General features: G+C 45.5%; 21 protein-coding genes. 12 read left to right on the top strand and 9 right to left on the bottom strand.

Annotated elements, in window-relative coordinates:
• Positions 1-55 precede the first annotated feature (55 nt).
• Positions 56-1,084, bottom strand: a complete 1,029-nt coding sequence (thiL, locus tag ACFPIK_RS00245) for a thiamine-phosphate kinase (protein WP_377911024.1) — start codon at positions 1,082-1,084, stop codon at positions 56-58.
• A gap of 260 nt (positions 1,085-1,344) precedes the next feature.
• The gene (gene mce / locus ACFPIK_RS00250) at positions 1,345-1,746 is read right to left on the bottom strand and encodes a methylmalonyl-CoA epimerase (RefSeq protein ID WP_377911025.1); all 402 of its coding nucleotides are present in this window, start codon (positions 1,744-1,746) and stop codon (positions 1,345-1,347) included.
• Between the two features lie 97 nt (positions 1,747-1,843).
• On the opposite strand from mce, the gene ACFPIK_RS00255 reads away from it, so the two are divergent.
• The 6 genes from ACFPIK_RS00255 (at position 1,844) to ACFPIK_RS00280 (ending at position 6,637) form a co-directional block, all read left to right on the top strand.
• Positions 1,844-2,170 carry a HesB/IscA family protein gene (locus ACFPIK_RS00255; RefSeq protein WP_377911026.1) on the top strand — a complete coding sequence of 109 codons (327 nt, stop codon included), beginning with the start codon at positions 1,844-1,846 and terminating at the stop codon, positions 2,168-2,170.
• Between the two features lie 145 nt (positions 2,171-2,315).
• Positions 2,316-3,410 carry a glycine cleavage system aminomethyltransferase GcvT gene (gene gcvT / locus ACFPIK_RS00260; protein WP_377911027.1) on the top strand — a complete coding sequence of 365 codons (1,095 nt, stop codon included), beginning with the start codon at positions 2,316-2,318 and terminating at the stop codon, positions 3,408-3,410.
• Positions 3,410-4,117, top strand: coding sequence for a 2-phosphosulfolactate phosphatase (locus tag ACFPIK_RS00265; protein WP_377911028.1), 708 nt, complete (start codon positions 3,410-3,412; stop codon positions 4,115-4,117). The genes gcvT and ACFPIK_RS00265 overlap by 1 nt, the downstream gene beginning before the upstream one ends.
• A gap of 62 nt (positions 4,118-4,179) precedes the next feature.
• Positions 4,180-4,662 (top strand): hypothetical protein, encoded by a 483-nt coding sequence (locus ACFPIK_RS00270; RefSeq protein ID WP_377911029.1) that lies wholly within the window; start codon positions 4,180-4,182, stop codon positions 4,660-4,662.
• 64 nt (positions 4,663-4,726) lie between these two features.
• The gene (locus tag ACFPIK_RS00275) at positions 4,727-4,963 is read left to right on the top strand and encodes a YdcH family protein (RefSeq protein ID WP_377911030.1); all 237 of its coding nucleotides are present in this window, start codon (positions 4,727-4,729) and stop codon (positions 4,961-4,963) included.
• 117 nt (positions 4,964-5,080) lie between these two features.
• On the top strand, positions 5,081-6,637 hold the full coding sequence (locus tag ACFPIK_RS00280) for a M81 family metallopeptidase (protein WP_377911031.1): 1,557 nt from the start codon (positions 5,081-5,083) through the stop codon (positions 6,635-6,637).
• 155 nt (positions 6,638-6,792) lie between these two features.
• Here ACFPIK_RS00280 and ACFPIK_RS00285 read toward each other — a convergent pair whose 3' ends face one another.
• Positions 6,793-7,131 (bottom strand): nucleotide pyrophosphohydrolase, encoded by a 339-nt coding sequence (locus ACFPIK_RS00285; protein WP_111394431.1) that lies wholly within the window; start codon positions 7,129-7,131, stop codon positions 6,793-6,795.
• A 40-nt stretch (positions 7,132-7,171) separates the two neighbouring features.
• On the opposite strand from ACFPIK_RS00285, the gene ACFPIK_RS00290 reads away from it, so the two are divergent.
• Positions 7,172-7,549: an iron chaperone gene (locus ACFPIK_RS00290; RefSeq protein ID WP_377911032.1), complete on the top strand. Its 378-nt coding sequence runs from the start codon at positions 7,172-7,174 to the stop codon at positions 7,547-7,549.
• Here the strand turns inward: ACFPIK_RS00290 and ACFPIK_RS00295 are convergent.
• The 4 genes from ACFPIK_RS00295 to rlmD form a co-directional block, all read right to left on the bottom strand.
• Positions 7,546-8,814 carry an aminotransferase class V-fold PLP-dependent enzyme gene (locus ACFPIK_RS00295; protein ID WP_377911033.1) on the bottom strand — a complete coding sequence of 423 codons (1,269 nt, stop codon included), beginning with the start codon at positions 8,812-8,814 and terminating at the stop codon, positions 7,546-7,548. The genes ACFPIK_RS00290 and ACFPIK_RS00295 overlap by 4 nt on opposite strands.
• Before the next feature lie 80 nt (positions 8,815-8,894).
• A complete protein-coding gene (locus ACFPIK_RS00300; RefSeq protein ID WP_377911034.1) occupies positions 8,895-10,370 on the bottom strand; it encodes an ATP-binding cassette domain-containing protein in 1,476 nt (491 codons plus the stop codon).
• 165 nt (positions 10,371-10,535) lie between these two features.
• Positions 10,536-10,913: a hypothetical protein gene (locus ACFPIK_RS00305; protein ID WP_377911035.1), complete on the bottom strand. Its 378-nt coding sequence runs from the start codon at positions 10,911-10,913 to the stop codon at positions 10,536-10,538.
• Positions 10,910-12,316 carry a 23S rRNA (uracil(1939)-C(5))-methyltransferase RlmD gene (rlmD, locus tag ACFPIK_RS00310; protein ID WP_377911036.1) on the bottom strand — a complete coding sequence of 469 codons (1,407 nt, stop codon included), beginning with the start codon at positions 12,314-12,316 and terminating at the stop codon, positions 10,910-10,912. Before rlmD ends, ACFPIK_RS00305 begins: the two co-directional genes overlap by 4 nt.
• 388 nt (positions 12,317-12,704) lie before the next feature.
• On the opposite strand from rlmD, the gene ACFPIK_RS00315 reads away from it, so the two are divergent.
• The 4 genes from ACFPIK_RS00315 (at position 12,705) to ACFPIK_RS00330 (ending at position 19,302) form a co-directional block, all read left to right on the top strand.
• On the top strand, positions 12,705-13,517 hold the full coding sequence (locus ACFPIK_RS00315; protein ID WP_377911037.1) for an SDR family oxidoreductase: 813 nt from the start codon (positions 12,705-12,707) through the stop codon (positions 13,515-13,517).
• Complete coding sequence (locus ACFPIK_RS00320; protein ID WP_377911038.1) at positions 13,518-17,378, top strand: AAA domain-containing protein; 3,861 nt, start codon at positions 13,518-13,520, stop codon at positions 17,376-17,378.
• A gap of 293 nt (positions 17,379-17,671) precedes the next feature.
• Positions 17,672-18,007 (top strand): helix-turn-helix domain-containing protein, encoded by a 336-nt coding sequence (locus ACFPIK_RS00325; RefSeq protein WP_377911039.1) that lies wholly within the window; start codon positions 17,672-17,674, stop codon positions 18,005-18,007.
• Positions 18,001-19,302, top strand: coding sequence for a type II toxin-antitoxin system HipA family toxin (locus ACFPIK_RS00330; RefSeq protein ID WP_377911040.1), 1,302 nt, complete (start codon positions 18,001-18,003; stop codon positions 19,300-19,302). The genes ACFPIK_RS00325 and ACFPIK_RS00330 overlap by 7 nt, the downstream gene beginning before the upstream one ends.
• A gap of 39 nt (positions 19,303-19,341) precedes the next feature.
• Here the strand turns inward: ACFPIK_RS00330 and ACFPIK_RS00335 are convergent, their stop codons facing one another.
• Positions 19,342-20,112: a YdcF family protein gene (locus ACFPIK_RS00335; protein ID WP_377911041.1), complete on the bottom strand. Its 771-nt coding sequence runs from the start codon at positions 20,110-20,112 to the stop codon at positions 19,342-19,344.
• Between the two features lie 189 nt (positions 20,113-20,301).
• Between ACFPIK_RS00335 and ACFPIK_RS00340 the strand changes: the two genes are divergently transcribed.
• Positions 20,302-23,247: an FAD-binding and (Fe-S)-binding domain-containing protein gene (locus ACFPIK_RS00340; protein ID WP_377911042.1), complete on the top strand. Its 2,946-nt coding sequence runs from the start codon at positions 20,302-20,304 to the stop codon at positions 23,245-23,247.
• A 136-nt stretch (positions 23,248-23,383) separates the two neighbouring features.
• On the opposite strand, the gene ACFPIK_RS00345 is transcribed toward ACFPIK_RS00340, so the two are convergent.
• The gene (locus ACFPIK_RS00345) at positions 23,384-25,543 is read right to left on the bottom strand and encodes an alpha-glucuronidase family glycosyl hydrolase (RefSeq protein WP_377911043.1); all 2,160 of its coding nucleotides are present in this window, start codon (positions 25,541-25,543) and stop codon (positions 23,384-23,386) included.
• Between the last annotated feature and the right edge of the window lie 71 nt (positions 25,544-25,614).

The following is a 25,614-nucleotide window of genomic DNA, read 5'->3' on the forward strand; positions in this document are numbered from 1 at the left end:
AATTTAGGATGTCGGATTTTGGGATTTACCGAAATCCGACATCTCAAATCCGATATCAAAAATGCTTCCAACCCTGTGCTTTCAGTTGCACGGCAGTTCCACTTTTGGTCACTAGGTATTTTCCTTCTTCAGGTTTGGTGATGTGTCCGATAAAATGGATATCTGGATGCTTTTCCAGCTTTGCAAAGTCCTTTTGATCGATGGTGAAAAGCAATTCGTAGTCTTCTCCTCCATTGAGCACACAGGTGATGGGATCCATGTTTAGCTCCACCGCAGTATCAAAAGTCTGCTTATCGATCGGAAGTTTGTCTTCATAGATCGTTGCTCCAACGCCGGATGCTTTGCAGATATGGAAGATTTCCGAAGCCAACCCATCCGAAATATCCATCATGGAAGTCGGTACGACACTGAGTTCTCTGAGTTCATGGATGATGTCCATTCGGGCATCAGGGCGAAGTTGACGACCGGTCACCACGGTGTATTTTTCCAATTCGGGTTTCATGTCAGGGTTGGAAAGGTAAACTTGCTTTTCCCGCTCCAAAATCTGCAAACCGACTAAAGCTGCACCCAAATCTCCTGTCACGCAAAGGATGTCATTTACTTTAGCTCCAGATCGATAGCTGAGTTGTTCTTTTTGGGCTTCGCCGATAGCGGTGATTGAAATGACCAATCCGCTACGGGACGCAGTGGTGTCGCCACCGACCAAATCCACTCCATAGTGCTCACAGGCCGCGTTGATCCCTTCGTAAAGCGCATCTACTGCTTCTACCGAGAATCGATTAGAAAGCGCGATGCTGACAGTGATTTGTTTGGGAATGGCATTCATCGCTGAGATGTCGGAAACATTGACCGCTACTGCTTTGAAACCCACATGAGGGAGTGGAGCATAGGCCAGATCAAAATGCACGCCTTCTAAAAGCAAGTCGGTGGATACGACTTTCACGTGATCCCCTGCGTCGATAACAGCGGCGTCATCTCCTATGCCTATTAGCGTAGAGGAGTTTTTGAGTTGTACTCGGGTATTGATATGGTCAATCAGGCCAAATTCACCCAATTCACTGATTTCTGTTCGTTTTGCTGACATTTGAATTTAAGATTTACGAATGACGATTTACGAGCCCTAACCTAAAGTTTGAGATACATTCGATGATTAATACACTCTTGTAAAATTCTCTGGATCTATTTACTAACTAAATCTCTGTATGTTTTTTGACTCTGCGACTGATCACTTTTTCCAGACTTCCGAATTCTGCTTTCTTGCCAACTGCGACTGACCACTGCTTACTTCTTTCAGACTTCTGAATTTAGCTTTCTGACTTTCTGCCAACTGTGACTGACCCCTGATTACTTCTTCTCCTGGCACAACTCCACCAAAACACCATTCGTGCTGCGTGGGTGCAAAAATACCACTAATTTATTGTCGGCACCTTCTTTTGGGATTTCATTCAGAATTTCAAATCCTTCTGCTTTGAGTCTTGCCATTTCTGCGTGGATGTCTGACACATCAAAAGCGATGTGATGGATACCTTCTGACTTTTTCTCCAGGTACTTGGCAATCGGGCTGTCGGGACGGGTGGCTTGGAGTAATTCTACCTTCGTTTCTCCGACCTGAAAAAAACTGGTTTCCACACCTTCACCTTCGACGATCTCTGTTTTAAAGTGTTCTTTTCCAAGAAGTTTATGGAAGAGTTCGTTTGATTTTTCGAGATCTTTGACAGCAATTCCGATATGTTCGATTTTCCTCATGCGGTTATTTTGTATCTTTGGGTTGAATCTTTTTTCAAAGGGGTATGTTTTCCCCACATTCGAAAGCATTATACAATTAAGTAAAGGTATAAAAGATATGATCACCGTTTCTGACAAAGCCAAAGAGAGAATTCTCGAACTGAAGAAAGAGGAGGGCCGGGCTGAAAATGAAAACATCCGGGTTTCTGTGAAAGGAGGGGGCTGTTCCGGCTTGATGTACGATTTGGGATTTGATGCCACACTGACGGAGACTGACCATGTCTTCGAAGACAAGGGAGTCAAAATTCTGGTGGACCGAAAAAGTCTGCTTTACCTCGCCGGGACGACCTTGGAGTTTTCCGATGGTTTGAATGGCAAAGGTTTTCAGTTTGTCAACCCAAATGCAAGCCGAACCTGCGGATGCGGGGAAAGCTTCTCGGTATAATTCCATTCCGTTTTACAAACTCTATATGAAAGCAGCCCAAAATGGCTGCTTTTTTCATGTAAAAACTTTAGCATAAAATCAGTTTTACAGCGCCTTAATCGTACTCAATCCTTACCTTTGCCCACGTTAAAAAAACGACCCAAATATGGATACTACCGTCAAAAACATTCCTTTAAATGACCTTCATATTGCCCTTGGTGGCAAAATGGTTCCTTTCGCAGGTTACAATATGCCAGTTCGTTACAGTTCGGACAATGAGGAGCATCTCTGCGTAAGAAATGGAGTAGGAGTGTTTGACGTGTCCCACATGGGTGAATTTTTTGTAGAAGGTCCTCATGCCTTGGAACTGATCCAAAAAGTGACCTCCAATGATGCTTCCAAGTTGGTCGTGGGACAAGCGCAGTATTCCTGCTTTCCCAATGAGACAGGTGGGATCGTGGATGACCTGATCGTGTATAAGTTTTCTGATGAAAAGTACATGCTCGTCGTCAATGCTTCCAACATCGATAAAGACTGGGCTTGGGTGAATAAATTCAATACCATGGGTGCGAAGTTGACTAACGCTTCCGATGAGTATTGTCTTTTTGCCGTGCAAGGTCCAAAGGCTATTGAAGCGGTGCAGTCTCTTACTTCCGTTAATCTTTCAGAAGTAAAATTCTATCATTTCACTGTCGGTGATTTTGCAGGTGTACAGGATGTGATTATTTCCGGTACGGGCTATACCGGTGCAGGTGGATTTGAGATTTATGTGAAAAATGCAGATGCTAAGCACGTATGGAAGGCCATTTTTGAAGCTGGGAAAGACTTTGACATCAAGCCTATTGGATTGGGCGCCAGAGATACGTTGAGATTAGAAATGGGCTATTGCCTGTATGGCAATGATATTACCGACACCACTTCTCCGATTGAAGCGGGTTTGGGTTGGATTACCAAGTTCACCAAGGATTTCACCAATTCCGAAGCGATCAAAAAGCACAAAGAAGAAGGTGTTTCCCGAAAATTGGTTGGTTTCATCATGCAGGAGCGAGGCATTCCAAGAGGTCACTATCCTATCGTGGACGCAGCCGGCGAGGTCATCGGTGAGGTAACCTCTGGTACCCAATCACCTAGCATGGGCGTAGGTATCGGAATGGGCTATGTGAAAACCGAATTCAGCAAGCCCGGAACCGAGATTTTCATCCAAATCCGAAATAAAAACCTAAAAGCTCAAGTCGAAAAACTTCCGCTTTTGAAAGCCTAATGAAATCCATCGAAGTCTGTTTCAGTCCCGAACTGATTCATCTCCATGAAGTAGAAGGCAAAATCGTGGTCGTGGTCGATATTTTTCGGGCCACCTCTACGATGGTTGCCGCCTTGGCAAGTGGAGTTAAAGAAATTTTGCCTTTCGCGGATTTGGAGGCTTGTCGCGCCATGCAGGCAGAAGGCTTTTTGATCGGTGGGGAAAGAAACGGTTTGACCGCGCCGGGATTTGAAATGGGAAATTCGCCAGTGGCTTACCTTTCTGGTGAATACGCTGGCCGAAAGCTAGCAATGACCACAACCAATGGCACGCAGGCCATAGAGAAATCAAAAGGTGCGGCGCAGATTCTCATCGGAGCTTTTCCCAACCTTCAGGCAACGGTCTCTTACATCCAAGACAAGGGACTGGATGTCTTGGTTCATTGTGCAGGTTGGAAAGGACGGTTTAATCTGGAAGACTCCCTGTATGCAGGCGCTTTGGTCAAATCCCTTGAGTCCACACATCAAGCAGATGAAGACGGTGCTTTGGCGATGAAGTCACTTTTTGAGCGGGAAGGACATCAGTTGAAAAGTTACCTCTCCAAAGCTTCCCATGCCAAGCGACTTCAAAATCACGGCATAGAATCGGATATCGATTTTTGTTTGACCTTGGATTTGTACCAAGACGTGGTAAAAGTGGATGACCGAGGCTTTTTGGTTCGGATTTGATTTAAAACTAATTTTTAATTCATAGAGGATGTTTCTAAATTGAGCGATCTAACTTTTGGTTTATGATCTTTCTGCTCTGGAGTTTGCTCAATCTTTTCCTCATCCTGTCTTTTTACTACTTCACTATCGGACTGATCGTTAGGGGTAGGAAGTTCCTAGCCACTTATTTCAAGCCTTATGTACTTTTTGTGATGGTATTTGGAACTTATGGGTTTGTAAAATCTGCATCCAAGTTTCTTCAGCAGGAGGCCAAAGTCAATCATCGAGCTTCTACAATTCAAATTATTCCTGTTTCAGAGCAGCTGAGTAATAAATTGATTTTGAAGTTGATCAGAGATGCACAGACTGGAGAGGTGGATCAGAAATTTTCTTCTTCGGACCTCCAGGGACTGGTTTTGGGATTGAGATGGAATCACGTACAGGTAGTCGAAAAAACCGAAAATATGGAAGTCGAAGGTTGGTGGGATTGGTATATCATGGGAAACAGGGTATTCAGTAATTACAAGACCTATGAAATCAGAGACAAGGATCTTGTTTTGAATTGACCTTTGTCATGGTTTAAGAGGGTGGGTGAAGGTAGAATTGTTAAGGATTTAGACCCCAATTACCATGTTGAAAAAGCATCCCTTAACAGAGGAGTTTCCCGAATTCGACCAAAAGATTCATGAATTGAAAGTGGGAAACGAGTATTTCAAATCACTGTATGAAAATTATGATCAGGTTGATCATGAGATTTACTTGGTAGAATCAGACATTCATCCCACATCAGATGAGATGATCAATCAACTGCGAATCAAAAGAATGTACCTGAAAGATGAGCTGTATAAGTTTTTGAAAGAGAATTAAGTTGGCAATCACCCTCACCCCTGAAATGCCCGATCAAAGTCGGGCATTTTTATTAAGAAGCTTCAATTTTTGGAGAGCCATTATTTTTAGTTTATTTCAGTTAGAAATCCCTTTACAATGAAAAAACTTCTGATTTTAAGCTCCTTTTTGCTTTGTCTAATATCCTGTTCTGAAAAGGAAAAACCTCTTCCCCGTATCGCGATTGCAGGAATTGCCATAGAGTCGAGTACTTTTTCACCGGCGGTAACCGAAGAAGGGGCATTCAAAGCAAGAGTGGGAGAGGAGGTATTTACATACTATCCCTTCATGAATGCAGATTCTTCTACCCGCGCCCGCGCACAGTGGTTTCCTACCCTTCGAGGCCATGCGATTCCTGGAGGGATAGTGAGCAAGGAGGCGTATGAATCTTTATTGGGCAAAACGCTGGATATGCTAAAGCAAAATCTCCCTTATGACGGGCTGTTTCTGGATATCCACGGCGCGATGAGTGTGGTCGGATTGGACGATCCGGAAGGGGACATGATCTCCCGAATTCGGGAGGTCGTCGGTTCGGAGACGATCATTTCCACGTCCATGGATTTGCATGGGAACGTTTCAGAGCGGTTGGCAGGACACTCTGACCTGATTACTTGCTATCGAATGGCTCCTCATGAAGATGCGATCGAATCCAAAAAGCGGGCTTTGGTCAATCTTTTGGATCGGATCGAAAGCGGAAAAGGCAAGCCGAAATACAAGGCTTGGATTCCTGTGCCGATCTTACTTCCTGGGGAAAAGACAAGCACTCGCATCGAACCTGGAAAAGGGCTTTATGCCAAAGTAGATCCCGAATCCAAAAAAGAAGGTGTGATTGATGCGGCGATCTGGATTGGGTATGCGTGGGCTGACGAACCCCGAAATCATGCTGTGGTGATGGTTACCGGAGATGATGAAAAGCAAGTGAAAGAGAGTGCCGAATACCTGGCAAAAAGCTTCTGGGATGTCCGAAATCAATTTGAATTTGTGGCACCGGTTGCCTATTTGGATGAAAGTGTGGAAATGGCGCTGAAAAGCGAAAAGAAGCCTTTTGTCATTTCAGATATGGGCGACAATCCTACGGCCGGTGGTGCAGGTGACGTGACTTGGACGCTGACCGAACTCTTGAAAAGGCCTGAATTCAAATCCGAAACCGGCCCTGAGTTGATTTATGCCTCGATTCCTGGACCGGATTTGGTAGCGAAAGCAAAAACAGCGGGAATCGGAAATAGGGTGGAAGGTCTTGTCGGTGCGATGGTGGATAATCGCTTTGCTCCTCCAGTGTTACTGAAAGGAAAAGTCTTGGCAATCAATGAAGGAGACCAAGATGCCCAGACGGAGGTAGTCGTTCAGGTGGGTTCGTTAAAGATCATCGTGACCGAAAAGCGTAAGCCTTATCATTATGTGAAGGATTTCACCGAACTGGGACTTGATCCTGCTAAAACAGATGTCTTGGTGGTAAAGATCGGATACTTGGTGCCCGAACTGTATGATCTTCGTGGAGATTGGGTCATGGCTTTGACGCCGGGTGGAGTAGATCAAGATTTGGAAAGGCTGGGCTATGAGCGGATCAAGCGGCCGATGTTTCCTTTGGATAAGGATATGCCCGAACCTGATTTAAGCGTGCGATGGATACCGAGTTCAGCTGATTTTAAAGATTGAAAAAATGAAAGCCTGAGACGATACGTTTCAGGCTTTTTTCTGATCTAAAGCTTGGAAGAAACCTTCGAGGTTTTGAAAACCTCAAAGGTTTCTTCCAAAATCCAACACTTTCGGTAATCATGTTAACTCATCGGACATCCAACATCCGACTTCGGTCATCTTAGCTTCTCATTATTCTTATGCCGATCCAGATCCCGAATATTCTTTTTCTCAAAATTTTTCTCCAAAGCTTTGGTCAGATCAACTCCCGTCTGATTGGCCAGGCAGATCAATACCCACAGTACGTCGGCCATCTCATCTCCTAGGTCTTTGCCTTTGTCGGATTCTTTGAAGGACTGTTCTCCGTAGGTTCTGGACATGATTCGGGCCAGTTCGCCGACCTCTTCCATCAGAATGGTCATATTGGTGAGTTCATTGAAATAGCGCACCCCGACGGTTTTGATCCATTGATCTACGAGTTCTTGTGCTTGGGCGATGGTGAGGTTTTTTTCCATAATTTCAGTCTTGTTTTCAAAGATAAAAATCCCAGCCTCAATGATGAACCCCAAACCTACCTCCGTCGAAGAATACTTTTCCTGGTTTTCTCCCGAAATCCAAGCCAAACTCCAACAAATCCGGGATACATTAAGAGCTGCATTACCAGGGGCAAAAGAGGTGATCAGCTATCACATGCCAGCCTTCAAGACTACGGAAGTATTGGTCTATTATGCCGCCGCAAAAAGTCATTTGGGCTATTATCCGACCAACTCCGGAGTGGAGGAATTCAAAAAGGAATTGGCGGAATATGTGACTTCCAAAGGTGCGATTCAGTTTCCTTATGACAGGGAATTACCCCTCGAATTGATCGCTCAAATAGCTCAGTTTAGAGCCGAAGAGGCAAAGTTTCGGGCAGAACAAAAAAAGAAGCGCTAAGCCAAAATCCGATTCAGCTCCTTCAAAAACGCATCCAATTCGGTCTTGGTGTTATAAATGTGTGTGGATACTCTGACGGCATTTACCTTTCCCTCATGGACCAATCTGACGCGAAAACCTGCTTTTCCCAACTCCGCTCCGCAGGCATTGAAATCCATGCCTTTTGGCCGAAATGAAATGACCGAAATGCGTGATTCCTTCTCTTCGGGGGTCAAGATTTCAAGTTTTGAACTCAATTCAGTGAGGCCGTCAAAAAGGTATTGATTCAATTCTTTGACCCTAGCTTCTACTTTTTGCTTACCAATCTGGCTATGGAAGTCAGCAGCAGCAACCATCCCGACTGCCAAGGTTTTGCTTTGGGTCCCATAGTCAAACCGGCGGGCTGATGGGACATATCCCTTGAATTCGGGAGGATTTACCGTCATATCCCAACCGATGTCTGAGTGTCCACCGATCATGACGGCTTTGAGCTTTTCCAAAGCATCTTCTCTTACAAAAAGAAAAGCCGTGCCGCTCGGGCCAAGCATCCACTTGTGAAAGCACCCTGCATAAAAGTCACAGCCCAAACCATACAAGTCCAAATCAAAGGTTCCTGCTCCATGAGCCCCATCGATTGCAGTCAGAATTCCCTTTTTCCGAGCCATGTCACAGATTTCTTTGATCGGAAAAACCAGACCGGTTGTACAGGTAACATGGGGTATTGCGATAACCTTGGTTCGAGGATTGATTAGCTTTTGAATCTCGGTCAGATTTTCTGCTTGAGTGGGTTTGGGTTCAAAGGTTCGAATAACTATTCCCTCCAATTTAGCCCGATTAAGCCATGGGAGGGCATTTCCTGCATGTTCGTGTGTAGTCAAAATTACTTCATCCCCAGCCTTCATAGGCACACCCCAAGCCATGATGTTGATTCCTTCGGTGGTATTGTGGGTGATGGAAAATTCGGTCGGTTTTATCCGAAAGAACTCGGCCAACTTTACGCGTTCCTGATCGGAGTTGCCATATTCTCCTGAAGTATTGATTTGAAGGTTGCTCACTTCCATAGATCGGAGTACGGAAAAAGGAGCAGGGCCAAAGGTGCCATTATTCAGATAGATCCGATCCGAAGTCAGAGGAAATTGCCTTTTCAGTTCTGTCCAAAAATCTTCTGCCTGAAGATTTGGAGGTGGAAAAGGAGGGATGACTTTAGTGGGTAGATCAAAGCTGGAGAGGGCTGGAATAGCCATTCCCAAGCCTAGTTGCTGAATAAAGTTTCTTCTGGTATTCATGAGATCAGGCGAATAACAGAAAAATAGGAAAGCGCATCCTGATAACTATCCCGCTTATAAAAAAATAGAAACTGGGTAGCCTAGGTTAGGTCAAATGCCTTATCCACATTGTCCGGAATATCCTCCTGATAGTGACTCACATAAAGGAGGGTAATCTTGGTGAGCTTGAGGATTTTCTGGACGGTTTCCCTGAAAATCACCCGCTGTCGTTCATCCATTCCTTGAGAAGCTTCATCCAAAATCAGCAGTTTGGGAGCTTTGATCAGTGCTCTTGCTAAAAGGGTCCAACGTTGTTGCTCTAAGGGAATCCGCTGGATTGGCTGGTTGGCAAAAGGTTCCAATTGAAAAAGCTGAAGCCATTGATCAGCTTTTGACTCTTGTTCAGCAGTGGTTTTTTTGAATAAACCCATGGTATCAAAAAAGCCGGAAAGGATCACTTTTCGCACGGTTTGATTGGCAGGGAAAAAACGAACGAGTTCGGGGGCTACAAATCCGATGGGTCGTTTAAGTTCCCAAATACTTTCTCCGCTTCCTCTTTTTCGGCCAAAAAGCCAGAAATTTTGGGAGTAGGCTTGGGGATTTTCTCCGATCAAAAGGCTGATTAAAGTAGATTTTCCGGACCCGTTTTTACCTTTGAGTTGCCATCGTTCACCAGCATTTACCTGCCAATAGACTTGGTTGAGAATGGTCTTTTCCCCATATCGGATACTCACGTTTTCCAGTCTTATAACCTCATTTTCAATCTTGGGAAACCTTTCCAAAAGTTCATTCAAGTGCTTAAGATTCCAAGGTAAATCCAGGTTTTGACCTTTATTCAAAGAGTAGTTATCTCGTTCCCAAACCTCCATTTTTCCACCGGATTTTAGCTCCCCCACATGCGTGATTCCTTCAGGAATTTCTGCTGAAGATGTGGTGATCAATACATGGATTCCTTCTGAAATGATGGCCTGAAGAAAGTCTCCAAATGCCGCCCTACTTTCCTGATCCAGTCCAGTCATGGGTTGATCCATGAGGTAGATTTTGGGTTGTCGAAGCAGTCCCAAAGCCAAGGCCAAGCGTCGGGTTTCCCCGTTGGAAAGTTTCAAAATCGAGGAGTCTAAAAGGGGAGTGAGACGAAGCAATTTCGCTACTTTTTCGAGGGTCCAAGTACCGGTAATAGGAGTGGAATTTTCTTCTAAATATTCCCTGACAGTAGCCGCTTCATCCGCTTCCGAGCTATTGAATCGCTGTTGAAAGTAGAAGTTTTGGAGGTTGGATTTGTTGCGAAATCGGTACTGTTGAGAGACGTACGAAATCAAGTCCCGAAAACTATGAACGATCCCTTCCTCGGTTTTTTGGGAGATATAATCGGCAGCAAATGGCCTCAGAATTCTCCCTTCCGGTAGGTGGGTAGTGCCTCTCAAGGTTTCTAAAAATGCAGTCAATTCCCTGCCAGAGTCTCCCGTGATCGCCCAGTGTTGGCCTTCGTTCCAAGTGAAATTAAGCTGATCAAAAGTAGCTTTTCCCAAGTAATTCACGTGGGCGTTTTCGATTTGAATCAGAGTTTTGGAAGTCAAGGGTTTAGGTTTTGAGATGCTTGGCTAATGTAATCGCTTTTAGCTTGATTATGAAAAAGTAGGATTATTTGCTTCAAACTGATCTAAAAGTAATGGAATATAAAAAATTGATTAGCAATAATTAAAAAGGCTTTAGCTAACTCGATGCTAAAGCCTTTTTTGCAATCAATCATTCGGATATGGAATGTAAACAAAGCTCGTAAATGCTCCGTCCATGACGAAGAGGCAGCAGAACTCGTCGGGATCTTTGTAGGCCTTTTTAAACTCTTCCAAAGCCTCCTCAGCGATGAGCTTGCGCTGGACAAATTCATCTACGTAGGTGATGAAATAATTCCAGTCCAGATCCTTCTCAGCCTTGCCGATAAAGATCTTTCCGATGGGCTGCATGTCCTTTGAAATCGGGAATATCGGATAGTCCGAAAATCCTCTGGAGCGTACCTGGTAAGAGGCCTCTTTGAGTACATCACAGATCTTGACAAAGTCACTCGTGATGGTGCCGAGATACTTTCCGTTGAGTTCGGGATCGTTGAAATCTGAGATCATGAATTGAGAGTTAATCGTACGACATTTTCTACATGGTAAGTTTGTGGAAACATGTCCACTGGCTTCACTTTTTCCACTCGGTATTTTTCTCCCAAAAGTGCTAAGTCACGCGCTTGGGTGGCGGGGTTGCACGAGACATAGACGATGGTCGGAGCCTCGAGTCGAAGGAGCATCTGCACCACCTTTTCATCCATGCCAGCGCGGGGCGGATCGGTGATGATTACGTCCGGTTTGGCATGCCTGGAGATGAACTCATCGTTCAAAATATCCTTCATGTCGCCGGCATAGAAAAGGGTATTTTCAATGCCGTTGATTTGGGAGTTGAGCTTTGCATCTTCGATGGCGGCCTCGACATATTCTACCCCGATTACTTGACTAGCTTGCTTGGCCACAAAGTTGGCAATCGTGCCAGTGCCGGTGTAAAGGTCATAGACTACTTCATCGCCTTTCAGCTGGGCAAAATCCCGGGCTACTTTGTAGAGTTCATAAGCCTGTTCGGAGTTGGTTTGATAGAAGGATTTTGGACCGATGCGGAACTTCAATCCTTCCATTTCCTCCTCGATGTAAGGAAGACCTGCAAAAGTTACCAACTCCAAGTCATGGAAGGTTTCGTTGCCCTTGGTATTGATGACGTAAAGTAAGGAGGTGATTTCCGGGAAACGACCTTTCAAAAATTCCATCACTGATGAAATTGACTCATGGTCATTTTCTCCAAACTGAACAATCACCATGGTCTGTCCGGTGCTCGTTGTTCGAATGATCAGGTTACGAAGTAAGCCAACCTGATTTCGGATATCATAAAAGCTGAGGTTATTGCTTCGGGCAAATTCGCGAAGTGCATTTCGCACGGCATTGGAGATTCCGCCTTGCAGGTAGCAATGCTCGATGTCGATGATTTTGTCAAACATCTTGGGAATATGGAAGCCCAAGGCATTTCGCTCAAACTCCTGACCGGAGTTGATTTCTTCCCGGGTCAACCAGCGGGAATTGGAAAAGGTAAAGTCGAGCTTGTTGCGGTAGTATTGGGTTTGGACCGAACCCAGAATTGGCAAAACTTCAGGAATCGGTACTTTGGCGATCCGCTGAAATTGATCCAAAACTTGCTGTCGCTTGTAGGTTTTCTGCAGGTCGTAGTTTATGTGCTGCCATTTGCAGCCTCCGCAGGTGCCAAAATGGGAGCAAAAAGGTTCGATTCGGTCCTTGGAATATTCGTGAAACCGGATGGCCTCGCCCTCCATAAAGGAGCTTTTTCCTTTGGTAATCCGCACATCCACCACATCTCCCGGCGCTACGTTGGAGACAAACACCACCTTGCCTTCATGATGTCCGACACATTTTCCTTCGGAGGCGATGCGCTCGATCAGCAGATTGGTGATGACCTTATTTTTCATTTTTCTCGACATGGGCGCAAAATTAGGGAAAATGGGGGAGAAGACCTTTGAGGTTTTTAAACCTCGAAAGTCTTACTCAAAAAGCGTTAAATTTTCCTGCCTTTTTTATTTGCGATTAGAGAATGTATTGAACCCTTGGATTTCATCACAGTTTTGAAAAACCATTGAGGTAATTAAGAGAATTAAGAATTTTAATAGACCACTAAGACCTTCAAAATTCACCTTAAAGGTTTGATTTAAAAGGACCTTAATGACCTTAATTTTCTAAATGGTTCAGACCAAGTTAAGAACTTGTAGCAGAAAAGGGTGAATTGGGCCATTGTCATTTTAGCATGGTTCTATCCTCTAAAATGAATTTACCATTCCTCTCTAATCCCTATCTTTACCCGAAATTTTACCCATGATTTTCAAAGACAAAGTCGTCATCATCACCGGTGCTACCTCGGGAATTGGCGAAGCTTGTGCGGAGGTATTTGGTCGGCAAGGTGCCAAAATCGTTATCACAGGACGCAATCCCCAAAAGCTGGAACAAACTGCACTTAAACTCCGGTCGCAAGATATTGAAGTTCTTCCAATCCTTGCGGATGCAGGATCCGAAGCGGACAACCAACGAATGGCTTCCGAAACGCTTTCTCATTATGGTCGAATCGATATCCTGATCAACAATGCTGGGATTTCCATGAGGGCGCTGTTTCAGGACATGGATTTGGAGGTTTTTCGCAAAGTCATGGATACCAATTTTTGGGGAACGGTCTACGCTACGAAGTTCTGCCTTCCTGCGATTTTGGAATCCAGAGGTTCCATCATTGGTATTTCCTCCATCAACGGTTATCGAGGCACTCCTGCCCGCACGGCTTACACGGCAAGTAAGTATGCGATGAACGGCTTTTTCGAGTCCCTTCGAACCGAAGTCATGAAAAAGGGAGTTCATGTTTTGGTAGTTGCGCCTGGTTTTACCTCCTCAAATATCCGGAATTCTGCACTCACGGCTGACGGTTCATCTCAAGGCGAATCTCCACGTGACGAGTCCAAGATGATGACTTCAGAGGAAGTTGCAGAGCATATTTTGAAAGCTACCCTGAAGCGAAAGCGGGATATTGTATTGACGTCTAAGGGTAGGTTGGCCGTGTTTCTGAACAAATGGATGCCGGGAATTCTCGACGGAATTGTCTATAATCAGATGGCCAAAGAAAAAGACTCGCCTTTTAAATAAATGCCCGAACCCATCTTCCAAACCTATCTGAATCGGCTTACCGATCTGTCTGCCAAAAACAGGTCTTTGTACCTGCCGAAATTGGAGGGAATGGGAATGTTGGATGTTTGGGAGTTTGATTTTTTGACCGGAGATCCCGCCTTTGAGATTCTTCGAAAGTCAATCGAAGACAAAAAGAAAATCCCGCTGTCCCCTGAACTCGATCCAAGGTCAGGGGATGCCAATCAAGTGTCCAAAGCACTTTCCCGAATGGCTTTTCGGGATCAATTGACTCAGGAAGAAACCGGTGAGCAAAGTCTGTATCTAGCTTGGCTATTTGCTGAAGGAAAGCTGATCAATGGTCAGCTGATTCGTAGTCCCATGCTCTTGAAACCGGTTCAACTCCACAAGGAAAATGGAGTTTGGACCTTGGTTTCTGAGGAGAATTGGCAGTGGAATCCGGCTTTTCTCCTGGCTTGGAGGCATGCCACTGGGCAGAATATGCCGGAAACCTTTTCCGATGAACTCCTGGAAAATCTACCAAAAGATTCAATTGAATTTCGGACGGCCTTAGTCAAGCTAATTCAAGAATTCTTCGCCATTCAGGTTCAATCTAATCTGCTGGAGAATCAGATTCTACCCTTTCCCAATTCCCAGATTTCACTCGATCAGGAGCGATTTTCTGAAGGAAAAGTCATTCTAAAGCCATACGCTGTTTTAGGCCAATTTGCCCAAAAGGGGAGTTTTTTGTTTTCTGATTATGAGCAATTGATTCAGGACCATTCCGAAAGTTCCTTGGAGGATCTGTTTCAGCATCTTTTTCTTTTGGAGAGAAATGAAACACAGATTCGAGAGGAGAACCTGTTTCCCGTTTTTCCCCTCGATGCTTCTCAGGAAAGTGCGTTGATCAAAGTTCGTCAAGGGAAAAGCTTGGTGATCCAAGGCCCTCCTGGGACGGGAAAGTCTCAATTGATTGCCAATCTGGTTTCGGATTATATCGCCCGTGGCAAAAAGGTATTGGTGGTTTCCCAAAAGCGAGCCGCCTTGGATGTGGTATTTGAGCGATTGAAGAAAGCGGGTTTTGGTCAATTTTTGGGCTTGGTTCATGATTTTCGAGCAGATCAGAAAAACCTTTTTGGAAAAATCAAAATCCAGATCGAATCGGTGGAGGAGTACCAAAGCCAAAACCGGGGAATCGATGCAATTCAATTGGAGCGGGAGCTTAGTCTGCTTTCTAAAACCATTTCGAGGCTTTCTGGAAAGTTTGAAGAGTTGCGTACAGCTCTCTTCGATGAAAAGCTCGCAGGAATTCCTTTAAAAGCCCTTTATCTTCAAGCGAATTTGAATCAACCTGCTTTCTCCAACCCCAAATTGATCCAGTTGGATGTTGAGCATGCAAAAGGATTTGAACAGGATTTAAGGATTTTTTCAGGGTATCAGAACAGGTTTTTGGGAAGCTTTTGGGAAAAGCGAGTATCATTTTCTGGGATTCAGCCCTCGGATTTCGCACAGATTTCTGCGTCTTTAATTGATTTGGAAAATCATCGAAAGCAGCTTCCCCAATTCCTTTATGGTGAGAATTCAAAGCCGTTTTTGAAAGCTATTTGGTCTGATCGGGTTTATTTGGAAAAAGTTAAAAAGCTTCAATTTTCAATTTCGAAGGTTTCCAATCCTGAGAAAGATATCAACTTCATTTTTCAACCCAAGGAACAAAAAGCGCTGACCAAGATCCGAAAGTTTCTGATTCAGGCTATCGAGACATCTCAAAGCTGGAAGTTTGAATTGGGTTCGGATTTGGAAAGCTTGAGCAAGGAATTGGAAGCTTTGATTCCGCTTTCACAAAGCTTTTTTGGAAAGCTTCAGGCCAAATTTTCAAAGGCCAAATTTCCCTTGGCTTTTCAGACTCTGAGCCAAAATGGCTTAGCTTTTACTACCCAAAATCTGCTTGATCTTCAGCTGGAATGTCAATCAAAACTCCACCTTCAAGCACAATTGGAAGGATTACCAGTTTCTACTTATGTCGAGTTAAGCGGACAATTTGCCGAAGATTTAATTGAGGTGGATCAGCTTTTAACTTGGAAATCGTATTGGGAGGCAGTTCCGGAAATTCAAGAATTATTGGATTGGAAAAAGCTTTCCTATTCAGAGTTTGGGGCTGCATTGGATCAGATTCGAATTTGGTCTGAAGACTTGTTCTCCCACTTGGTTTCGTCTCGACTTTGGTTAAATGAAGCGCAGTTTTTAGAACTGATGGAAAAGGGTTTGGAAGCCGTTTTTCCAGAAAATCCGCTGAACTGGCCCTCCGTTTTTGCCGAATTGAAAGGATTTGATCAGTTTTTAGAGGGATGGAAATTCCGGGATTTAGGTGAGCGGTTAGTAGAGGATTTTTTCGAATTAAATCTGGATCAACTTATTGAAGCTTTTTGGAATGGTTGGAGACTGGCATGGATCGGGGAGATCGAGCGGCAGCATCCGGTCATGTGTGAATTGGGTTCCCTGCGTCTCAGTCATGAAATGGTCGAACTCAAAACTGCAATTCTCGAAAAGCGAAAAAATGCCAGCCATTTAGCTTTGCTTCGGCTTCGTGAGCAAGTGGCCGAGCATTTGGAATACAACCGCTTGGGCAATCGGCTGACCTATCGGGATTTGCTTCATCAAGTGAGCAAAAAGCGCCAAAAATGGCCCATCCGTAAGCTGATTGCCGAATTAGGCGAAGAGGTTTTTCGGGTTCTTCCCTGCTGGTTGGGCAGTCCGGAGACGGTCTCAGCGGTTTTTCCGACGGATCAGGTGTTTGATTTGGTTATTTTCGACGAGGCTTCTCAATGTCCTGTGGAACGTGGTTTCCCTGCGATGCTGAGAGGAAAGCAGGTCGTTGTCGCCGGAGACTCCAAGCAACTTCGACCTTCGGATTTTTATCAGGTGAAATGGGAAAGTGAGGAAGAGGGCATGGAATATGAAGCCGAGTCTTTATTGGAGTTGGCAGCTCATTTCTTTGAAAATCTGCAATTGAGAGGACATTACAGATCTGCTGATCCAGGATTGATTCACTTTTCCAATTTCCATTTTTATGGAAATCGACTGGAAACTTTGCCGGATTACGAGACAGTCAAGGTGAGCAAAACTCCCTTTTCCTGGGAAAAAAACGAAGGAATCTGGGAAAATCAGATCAATCGAATGGAAGCCGATGCCGTCTTGAATCGAGTTGAGCTTATTCGAAAAGAAGCTCCTCAGGACTCCATCGGGATTGTTACAGGTAATTATTTCCAGATGGAGTTGATTCGGGAAGAATTATGGAAAGCTGGCTTTCAAGATGCTTCGATTAAAGTCCGCAATATCGAAAATGGGCAGGGAGATGAATTCGATCAGGTGATTTTGTCTTTGGGCTATGCGCCCAATCGGGAGGGAAAGCTAGTGACTAATTTTGGTCTCTTAAGCAAGTCGGGTGCTGAAAACCGGCTGAATGTGGCGATCACTCGGGCAAGGAAAATGCTTCATGTGATTTCTTCCATCGAACCGGAGGACTTCCGCCCAGGTCAGCTTGCCAATCCGGGTTTGGACTTACTGAGAGAGTTTTTGGCTTGGGTGAAAGTGCAAAGTAAAGTCCGAGAAATCCCTCCCCCCGAAGTGAAAGTGCCTGGTTTTGAGCTGCACTGGAGTTTGAAAAATCAACTTCTGAAGTCAGATAGTGGTTTTTCAAAAGAAATTCCTTCTGCGGTGATGGATTTGATCCGAACCGACCAAGAAGGGAATCAAATGGCGATTTTGACTGATGACCAGCGATTTTTTGATGCGCCTACGGCAAAGGCTGCGATGGCCTATCATCCGATTTTGCTGGAGGAGAAAGGCTGGAACTGGGAGTGGAAGTGGAGCAGAAGATTTTAGTGTCGTGTATCTGGTATCAAGTAGCTAGAGCCAAGACACAAGAATCAAGACATAAGACGTTAGACTTTTGGGTCAATAAATAGCTTAACTCTATTTTTAATGAATGAAATTTCATTCTTTAATTCATTTTGTTAATCATAGTGAATGATAATTCATGTATTGATTAATATTGGATATCGGCAAGTCTTGATTCTAATTTCTAGCGTCTTACGTCTATCATCTTTATTCTTATTTTTGATTTATTTTTCATTCATAAACTTGTAAATTTGGATTTAATGAATGAATTTTAAGTCATGGATATCGCACAGCTTTCAGATATGGCTATTCTCCGGATGATTGGGGACTTCATCAAAAAGAAGCGGATGGCCCTCAATAAGACTCAGGACGAGCTGGCCACGGAGGCGGGGATGAGCCGATCTACACTCAGCTTGCTGGAGCGAGGCGAAAAGGTGCATTTGCTCACCTTGATTCAGGCGCTTCGTGTTTTGGACGAGCTGCAGCTGTTGGAGGCTTTTGAGGTGCGTCAGCAGATCAGCCCTTTAGAGTACATCAAGTTCCAAAAGAAATATCAGCGGCAGCGAGTTCGTAAAATGGATATAGCAGCTGAGCCTCCCCCTTCAGAATGGTAGTCGCAGCAGAAGTTTGGCTTTGGGATCGGCTGGCTGGAGCGATCCTATGGGATGAGGCGCAGCAGTTGGCAAGCTTTGAGTTTGATCAGGCCTTCCTGCGCTCGGGTTGGGATATTGCGCCTGTCACCATGCCTTTGAGACAAGGGAAACGACTGTATACCTTTCCGGAGATTCGCCGTGGTCGCAATGATGCCTTTGATACGTTCAAAGGCCTTCCGGGACTTTTAGCCGATATGCTTCCCGACAAATACGGCAATCAATTGATCAATACCTGGCTGGTGCAAAATGGCCGCCCCACGGACAGTTTGAATCCTGTGGAGTTGCTTTGTTTTATCGGGAAGCGTGGGGTGGGAGCACTTGAGATCAAGCCTTCGCTCCGTTCCGAGATCGGCACTTCAAGCACTTTGGAGCTGGACAGTTTGGTAGCGATTGCCAATAAAATCCTCAACACTCGGGAAAGCTTCCAAACCGATCTATCTAAGGAAGAAGAATCTGCCTTGGCTGATATCCTGAAAATCGGAACTTCCGCAGGGGGTGCTCGGGCTAAGGCAGTGATCGCTTTTAACCCCGAAACCGGAGAAGTAAAAAGCGGTCAGGTCAAAGCTCCTGCGGGTTTTTCTTACTGGCTGATCAAGTTTGACGGGGTCATGGACAGTCAATTTGGGGCATCGTTAGGCTACGGCCGGGTGGAAATGGCCTATTACCTGATGGCACTTGAGGCAGGAATTGAAATGAATGAATCCCGGATTTTGGAGGAGAATGGCCGGGCGCACTTTATGACCAAGCGCTTTGACCGTACGGATGCCGGTGACAAAATCCACATGCAAAGTCTCTGCGGAATGCGTCATTTTGATTTCAATCAAGTGGGAGTGTATAGCTACGAACAAGTGTTTGAGACGATGCGGATGCTGAGATTGTCGTACCCGGAAGCAGAACAGATGTTCATCAGAATGGTCTTCAATGTGCTTGCGCGCAATTGTGACGATCATACCAAAAACTTTGCTTTCCTGATGGATCAGAGCGGAAAGTGGACCCTTTCACCCGCTTATGACATTTGCCATGCCTATCGACCGGGAAGCTTGTGGGTCAGCAGCCAATCCCTTCAAGTCAATGGAAAAAGAGAAGGAATCACTGACGATGATTTTTTGGAAGTTGCCCGGAAGATGAATATCAAAAAGCCGGAGGAGAAGATCGATCGGGTCAGAAAAGCGGTGAAGCGATGGAATGAATTTGCGGAGGAGGTAAAGGTAGAACCCAAGCTTAGGGATTCGATTCAGGCTACGCTTTTGGTGTAGTATGGTGCTACTAGAAAGACCTGCCAGGTCTGAAGAATTTTACATATACCCCACTAGGTTGTAAATCAAAATTCCGATCCACTCTTTGACTAGCTTGTGCCAATAGGAAATGGAATCCGCATCGGGGAAAATCAAGGCAGGAATATCGTATTTGACATCGTGGGAATAATAATCCACGGGAAAAGTTACTGTATTCAGCCCCACTTTATCAAAGCAGCCTTTTGCTCGAGTCATGTGAAAAGCAGAGGTGATCAGCACAAATTCCTGAGAAGTGGAGATTCCGTTTTTCTCCAAAAAATCACGGGTAAACTGTGCATTTTGGGCCGTGTTTTTACTCTGATCCTCTATCAGAATGTCCGATTCGGGTACACCGGTCATCAGTAAAAACCGCTGCAATATTTCCGCTTCGGATTGAGGATTGACGGGATTCAGGCCCGTGCCTCCTGTGATCAGGATCTTTTTGATTTTGCCCATACGGTAAAGTTGTAGGGCATGGGTGATCCTGTCTGCTCCTTTGTTGAAAAAGGTGCGGTCATAGGCAGTTTTGCTCAGGTTGGTAACTCCGGTGAGGACAATGCCGATTTCGTGATTTTCTATTTCTTCGAAAGACTTGAAATCAGGCTCCCAAGCCAATAAAGCTAAATTGGAAAGGAAAGGATTGGTGAAAAAGAGTAGAAGTCCAACACCTGCCCACAGCAACTTTTTACCCCATTTTCTCTTTATAAAAATTGTCCCTGATAGAATCAGGATCAATACAATAGTAAGCGGCATCGCCAAAAAACTCAAAAACTGGGAAAGGTAGAAGAACATTAGGACTTAGGTTTTGGACAAAGAAAAGCGGGAAGGATGGAATTTTCAAACTCAATTTTCAATGATCAATTATCAAGGGTTTGGCATACTTGATCATTGAGTTTGGTCATTGATAATTGACCATTGAGTTTGTTCATGGATAATTGATCATTTCATTTCTTTAATCTATCCAGAAAGCTATTTTTGACCATGCTTTCAAACCAACCTAACCTAGTACCTCATTTAGAAAAACTGGCCACCCAACTGGAGGGTAGTTTGCAGTTTGACCGACTCATCCGGACCCTGTACGCCACCGATGCATCTGTCTATCGAGAGATGCCTTTGGCAGTCGCTTTTCCCAAGTCCGAGTCGGATATCCAAAAACTCATTCACTTTGCTACCGAGCACGGCACGTCGTTGATTCCCCGGACTGCAGGTACTTCCCTCGCCGGACAATGCGTGGGAAACGGCATAGTCGTCGATGTCTCCAAGCATTTCACCCAAATCCTTGAATTCAACAAAGAAGAACGCTGGGTTCGCGTGCAGCCCGGGGTCGTTCGGGATGAATTGAACCGTTACCTCAAGCCACACGGTCTATTTTTCAGCCCCATCACTTCCACTGCCAACCGGGCGATGATCGGAGGGATGGTTGGGAATAATTCTTCCGGCACGACTTCCATCGTCTATGGAGTGACTCGGGATAAAGTAATTTCCCTGAATACCATTCTCAGCGATGGAAAAAAGGTCGTTTTTGGAGAGATCTCCCAAGACGATTTTGACCGGAAGTGTGGACAAAAAGACTTGGAAGGAAAGCTTTACAGACAGGCTTTTGACGAACTCAATAATCCTGAAATACGGGAGGAAATCCATGCCCAATTCCCCAAAAAGTCCATCCATCGCCGGAATACCGGCTATGCAGTGGATGAATTGCTGAAAGCGGAGCTTTTCGAAGGCAAAGAAAAATTCAATTTCTGTAAGCTGTTGGCGGGTTCGGAGGGAACTTTGGCCTTCACCACCGAAATCAAAATCAGCCTCGATCCGCTTCCTGACCCGGTGGAAATCGTCGTGGCAGCACATTTTGAAAGCATCCACGAAAGCATGAAATCCGCTCAGGTCGCCATGAAGCATCCGGCGACTGCGGTGGAACTGATGGATAAAATCATCCTGGACTGCACCAAGGAAAGTATTGAATATTCCAAAAACCGTTACTTCGTCGAGGGCGATCCTAAGGCGATTTTGATGATCGAGTTTCGGGGAAAAACACTGGAAGAGGCCATGGCCAAAGGTGAGGCGCTTGTAGCCGACCTGAAAGCAGGAGGCTATGGCTATGCCTACCCGATCATCGAGCCCGCCCGCGTGGCCTCTGCTTGGTCACTTCGTGCAGCGGGTTTGGGCCTTTTGGGAAATATTCCAGGAGATCGCAAAGCCGTAGCCTGTATTGAAGATACTGCGGTGGATATCGAGGATTTGGCAGATTACATCGACGAGTTGGATGAGATTTTGAAAGGTTTCAACCAAAACCCGGTACACTATGCGCACGCAGGGGCAGGAGAGATCCACATGCGTCCGATTTTGGATTTGAAAAAAGCCGAGGATGTGGAGGAGTTTTATCAGATTTCCTTGGCTTCGGCAAAGTTGGTGAAGAAATACCAGGGTTCACTTTCCGGGGAGCATGGAGACGGACGAGTGCGAGCGGCTTTTATTCCCTTGATGGTTGGGGAAAAGAACTACGAACTTTTCCGAAGGATCAAATACACCTGGGATCCGAAAAATATCTTCAATCCCGGTAAAATCGTGGATGCTGCTCCGATGAACAAGTTTCTTCGCTACGAACCGGGAATGGTCACTCCCGAGCACCAAACGGTCTTTGATTATTCTGCCGATGGAGGCATTCTTCGCTTGGCGGAGAAATGTAACGGTTCGGGTGACTGCCGCAAGCTTCCGGGTTCGGGCGGGACGATGTGTCCGAGCTTTATGGCGACTCGTAACGAGCGGGATACCGTCCGTGGTCGAGCTAATACGCTGAGGGAGTTTCTGACTTTGGATAAAACCGAAAATGCTTTTGACCATCCCGAGATTAAAGAAGCGCTGGATCTATGCTTGAGTTGCAAAGGCTGTACGGCGGAGTGTCCCTCAGGCGTAGACATGGCGAGCATGAAGGCAGAATTTCTTTATCAATATCAGAAGACCAATGGCGTTCCCCTTCGCTCCAAGGCTTTTGCCTACATCAATGAACTGAATGAATTGGGAGCGAAAGTTCCCGGAATCGCTAATTTCTTTCTCAGTAATTCCCTGACTGGTGGGCTGATGAAATCCATCTTGAACGTAGCGCCAAGCCGAAATCTGCCTGAAATCAGCCCGATCAGTCTGAGAAAGTGGTACAAAAAGAACTACGCGTCTTTGCCCGGACCTGCAAAAATGATCAAATCGGTGTACTTCTTCGTCGATGAATTCACTAACCATAACGATACCCAAATCGGTATCAAGGCAATTTCTCTATTGAAGAAACTCGGCTATGAAGTGAAAATCGTAGATCACCAGGAAAGCGGGCGATCGGCACTTTCAAAAGGATTGTTGCAGAAAGCCAAAAATCATGCAGAAGCCAACGTCCGCACGTTCGAAAAATTGATTGATGGAAATACCCCATTGATTGGTTTGGAGCCTTCCGCGATTTTGAGTTTCCGGGATGAATATCCAAGGATTGTAAGCTCTGAATTGGTGCCTGCGGCAAAGAAACTCAAGTTTCATGTCAAGTTGATCGACGAGTTTCTCGGACAGGAAGTAGCTGCCGGAAATATTAAAGCTGAGTCTTTCACCTCCAAATCCCAAAAGATCAAGCTGCATGGGCATTGCCATCAGAAGGCGCTTTCCTCCTTGACTTGGACGCAAAAAATACTTTCACTTCCTGCCAACTACACGGTGGAAACGATCCCAAGTGGTTGCTGCGGAATGGCTGGAAGCTTTGGTTATGAGGCAGAGCACTTTGAATTGTCCCAACAGGTAGGGGAGTTGGTGTTATTTCCAGCAGTGAGAAAGGCCGAGGCAGATACAGTCATCGCTGCACCGGGTACCTCTTGCCGACATCAAATTGCCGATGGTACGGGTCGCAAAGCCAAGCATCCGGTGGAGATACTTTGGGAAGCATTAAACCTTTGAGGTTTTCAATACCTCGAAGGTTTCAATTGATGTTTAGCTTAGAAATACGGTTGAAATACATAGAAATACAGCCTTCGGCTGAAATACATAACATCAGACCTGTTATCCTGCTTCTCCGGAAGCAGGATTTTTTCTTTTACCACCTCGGCCGAATCCCCGGCGCAGTGGGAAATCTCAGGCTTTTGTAATACTCCAGATCTCCCTCGGGCTGTTCGATTTCGCTTGGAAATGGTCTTTTGGATATGGATTGAAAATACAGCAAACAGGCATTTCTCCACCATTCGGCTTCTTGGACTTGGATTCCAAGAAGTTGACTCACATGGGAAAATTGCTCTGGATCGATCGCACCATTGAGGCTTTCCCAAGTGCTTTTCATTTTTCGGGCACTTTTTACGCCTTGATCGTAGTGAAGCCCGATTTCCTCCCAAAGTGTTTTTCCAGATTTCATGGTGTAGTCCCAAGGCAGGTGATGAAACCAAAGCAGGTATTTCTCAGGAATCTGTTCCGAGTCGGACCAAGCCTGGATGATCTCCGGAGCGTATTGTTCCAAAGCTTTGCTTCCCGTAAAAGTGCGGTCAAAACCAATTCCCAAACTATCCGCACGGTGATAATATAGTGCAGTCCAATCCGCTCTTCCCCCGGTCACCCAAGGTCCCGGGCCGTAGTGATGATCCCAACCCATGATGTGATGCAAGCCAAGCGGAGTCATGTAGGTAACAGCTGCTTCGTGGGAATCGAGCATGATTCCCTTGATTTTAGTCAGATTTTCGGGATTTTGACCAAAGGTTAGCTTGGTCCATTCCTCAGCGATCTGCTCCGAATTCAAGTATGGATCCCAAGCCAATCGCCCAAAAGCATACCAGTTGGCTTGGCCAAAGAGATGCCCCGTCCAATTGCGGTCCGTGCCGATATTGGACACGCCGGCCATGAGGGTGAGTTTTTGACCGGAGTCCGAACCGTCCACAATTCCAGCCACGGTAGAGTTTGGTGTAGGACGGAAGGTTTTGCTTCGCAGCACTTCTTCCCACATCGGGGAAAGGTAAACGAGTTGGGTGGCCTGACCGAGGTATTCTTGCGTGATTTGAAACTCAACTCCCAGATTGGTTTGCTTTACTGCCCCAAAAAGTGGGTGGAAAGGTTCTCTTGGCTGGAAGTCAATCGCCCCATTTTTGACTTGAATGATTACATTCTCACGAAATTTTCCATCTAGCGGCACAAATTCTAGGTTGGCTTGCTTGTGGCGGTCTTCGTCGATTTCGTGAGAATAAACAAAAGCCCTCCAGATTACCACTCCGCCATGTGGGGCCAAAGCATCGGCAAGCATATTGGCACCTTCGGCATGCGTCCGCTGATATTCATGTGGCCCGGGCTGTCCTTCGGAATTTGCCTTGACGAGGTATCCCCCAAAGTCGGGAATGTGCTGATACATTTCGTCGGTCTTCTTTTTCCAAAAAGCAATCACCTCTGGATCGAGTGGATCGGCGGTTTTGAGCCCTCCGATTTCGATTGGTGCGGAGAAACGGGCCGTTAGAAAAACTTTGATGCCATAGGGTCGGAAGATATCGGCCAGCACTTTGGCCTTCTTCATAAAGTCCGTGGTCAAAATCCGAGCATTAGCATTCACATTGGTTAAGGAAACCGCATTGATGCCGATACTCGCATTGGCGCGGGCATAGTCAATGTATCTTGGGTCGATGTAGCCCGGAAGGCGGTGCCAGTCCCAAATCGAAAAGCCTGCATAGCCTCGCTCTACCGTCCGGTCCAAGTTGTCCCAATGGTTGAGTATTCGAAGCTGGATTTTCGGGCTTTCCATTTTTACTTTATTCGAGTCAAAACTTCCGCTTTGCAGGCTTTTGAGCCAGTCAAAAAATCCATAAAGTACACCTACAGGCCGATTGCCCACAATCGTAAAGTAGGTTTTTCCCTGAAAAACCACCGGCCCCATCCAGTAGCCATCCTCCCCCAGATTTCGGATCGTGACCTGATCCTGAAGTCCAAAAACCTGTGCCAGTTCCTCCCTTGTTCCCAGCCAAACTTGGGTTTGGTTCAGTCGCTCGGTGGAGAAAATAGGCGCTTTTCCGGTCATTTTGGGAGCAGCGAGCTGAAGCTCTTTTTGGATAGCCTCATAGGTGGGATTTTTCCCAAAAAAGAAGATCCCTGAGAAAAGCCGATCTGCTTCCGAACGCATAATTGAATTTTCGATCGGTCGGTAGTCGAGCCAAAGTTCGTAGCCGTCTTTTGCAAAATTTGGCAACGAAAAAATCAGCAAGAGCACTAGAATCAGGTATTTCTTCATGGGTTTATCAGTTTCGAGGGGTTGAAAATGACCAAAATGCCATGGAATTCCAATTGGTTTTACTTAGTCGA

Source organism: Algoriphagus aquatilis (assembly GCF_042657405.1).
Taxonomy (GTDB): Bacteria; Bacteroidota; Bacteroidia; order Cytophagales; family Cyclobacteriaceae; genus Algoriphagus; species Algoriphagus aquatilis.

Bases quoted from the DNA above. Each gene is read 5' to 3' on its own strand.
- ACFPIK_RS00330 (WP_377911040.1), top strand. From the start codon at position 18,001: ATGGTAGTCGCAGCAGAAGTTTGGCTTTGGGATCGGCTGGCTGGAGCG.
- ACFPIK_RS00255 (WP_377911026.1), top strand. From the start codon at position 1,844: ATGATCACCGTTTCTGACAAAGCCAAAGAGAGAATTCTCGAACTGAAG.
- ACFPIK_RS00305 (WP_377911035.1), bottom strand. From the start codon at position 10,913: ATGATCTCAGATTTCAACGATCCCGAACTCAACGGAAAGTATCTCGGC.
- ACFPIK_RS00315 (WP_377911037.1), top strand. From the start codon at position 12,705: ATGATTTTCAAAGACAAAGTCGTCATCATCACCGGTGCTACCTCGGGA.
- ACFPIK_RS00320 (WP_377911038.1), top strand. From the start codon at position 13,518: ATGCCCGAACCCATCTTCCAAACCTATCTGAATCGGCTTACCGATCTG.
- ACFPIK_RS00345 (WP_377911043.1), bottom strand. From the start codon at position 25,543: ATGAAGAAATACCTGATTCTAGTGCTCTTGCTGATTTTTTCGTTGCCA.
- ACFPIK_RS00325 (WP_377911039.1), top strand. From the start codon at position 17,672: ATGGATATCGCACAGCTTTCAGATATGGCTATTCTCCGGATGATTGGG.
- ACFPIK_RS00285 (WP_111394431.1), bottom strand. From the start codon at position 7,131: ATGGAAAAAAACCTCACCATCGCCCAAGCACAAGAACTCGTAGATCAA.
- ACFPIK_RS00290 (WP_377911032.1), top strand. From the start codon at position 7,172: ATGATGAACCCCAAACCTACCTCCGTCGAAGAATACTTTTCCTGGTTT.
- ACFPIK_RS00280 (WP_377911031.1), top strand. From the start codon at position 5,081: ATGAAAAAACTTCTGATTTTAAGCTCCTTTTTGCTTTGTCTAATATCC.
- ACFPIK_RS00270 (WP_377911029.1), top strand. From the start codon at position 4,180: ATGATCTTTCTGCTCTGGAGTTTGCTCAATCTTTTCCTCATCCTGTCT.
- rlmD (WP_377911036.1), bottom strand. From the start codon at position 12,316: ATGTCGAGAAAAATGAAAAATAAGGTCATCACCAATCTGCTGATCGAG.
- ACFPIK_RS00340 (WP_377911042.1), top strand. From the start codon at position 20,302: ATGCTTTCAAACCAACCTAACCTAGTACCTCATTTAGAAAAACTGGCC.
- thiL (WP_377911024.1), bottom strand. From the start codon at position 1,084: ATGTCAGCAAAACGAACAGAAATCAGTGAATTGGGTGAATTTGGCCTG.
- ACFPIK_RS00295 (WP_377911033.1), bottom strand. From the start codon at position 8,814: ATGAATACCAGAAGAAACTTTATTCAGCAACTAGGCTTGGGAATGGCT.
- ACFPIK_RS00275 (WP_377911030.1), top strand. From the start codon at position 4,727: ATGTTGAAAAAGCATCCCTTAACAGAGGAGTTTCCCGAATTCGACCAA.
- ACFPIK_RS00335 (WP_377911041.1), bottom strand. From the start codon at position 20,112: ATGTTCTTCTACCTTTCCCAGTTTTTGAGTTTTTTGGCGATGCCGCTT.
- ACFPIK_RS00265 (WP_377911028.1), top strand. From the start codon at position 3,410: ATGAAATCCATCGAAGTCTGTTTCAGTCCCGAACTGATTCATCTCCAT.
- gcvT (WP_377911027.1), top strand. From the start codon at position 2,316: ATGGATACTACCGTCAAAAACATTCCTTTAAATGACCTTCATATTGCC.
- mce (WP_377911025.1), bottom strand. From the start codon at position 1,746: ATGAGGAAAATCGAACATATCGGAATTGCTGTCAAAGATCTCGAAAAA.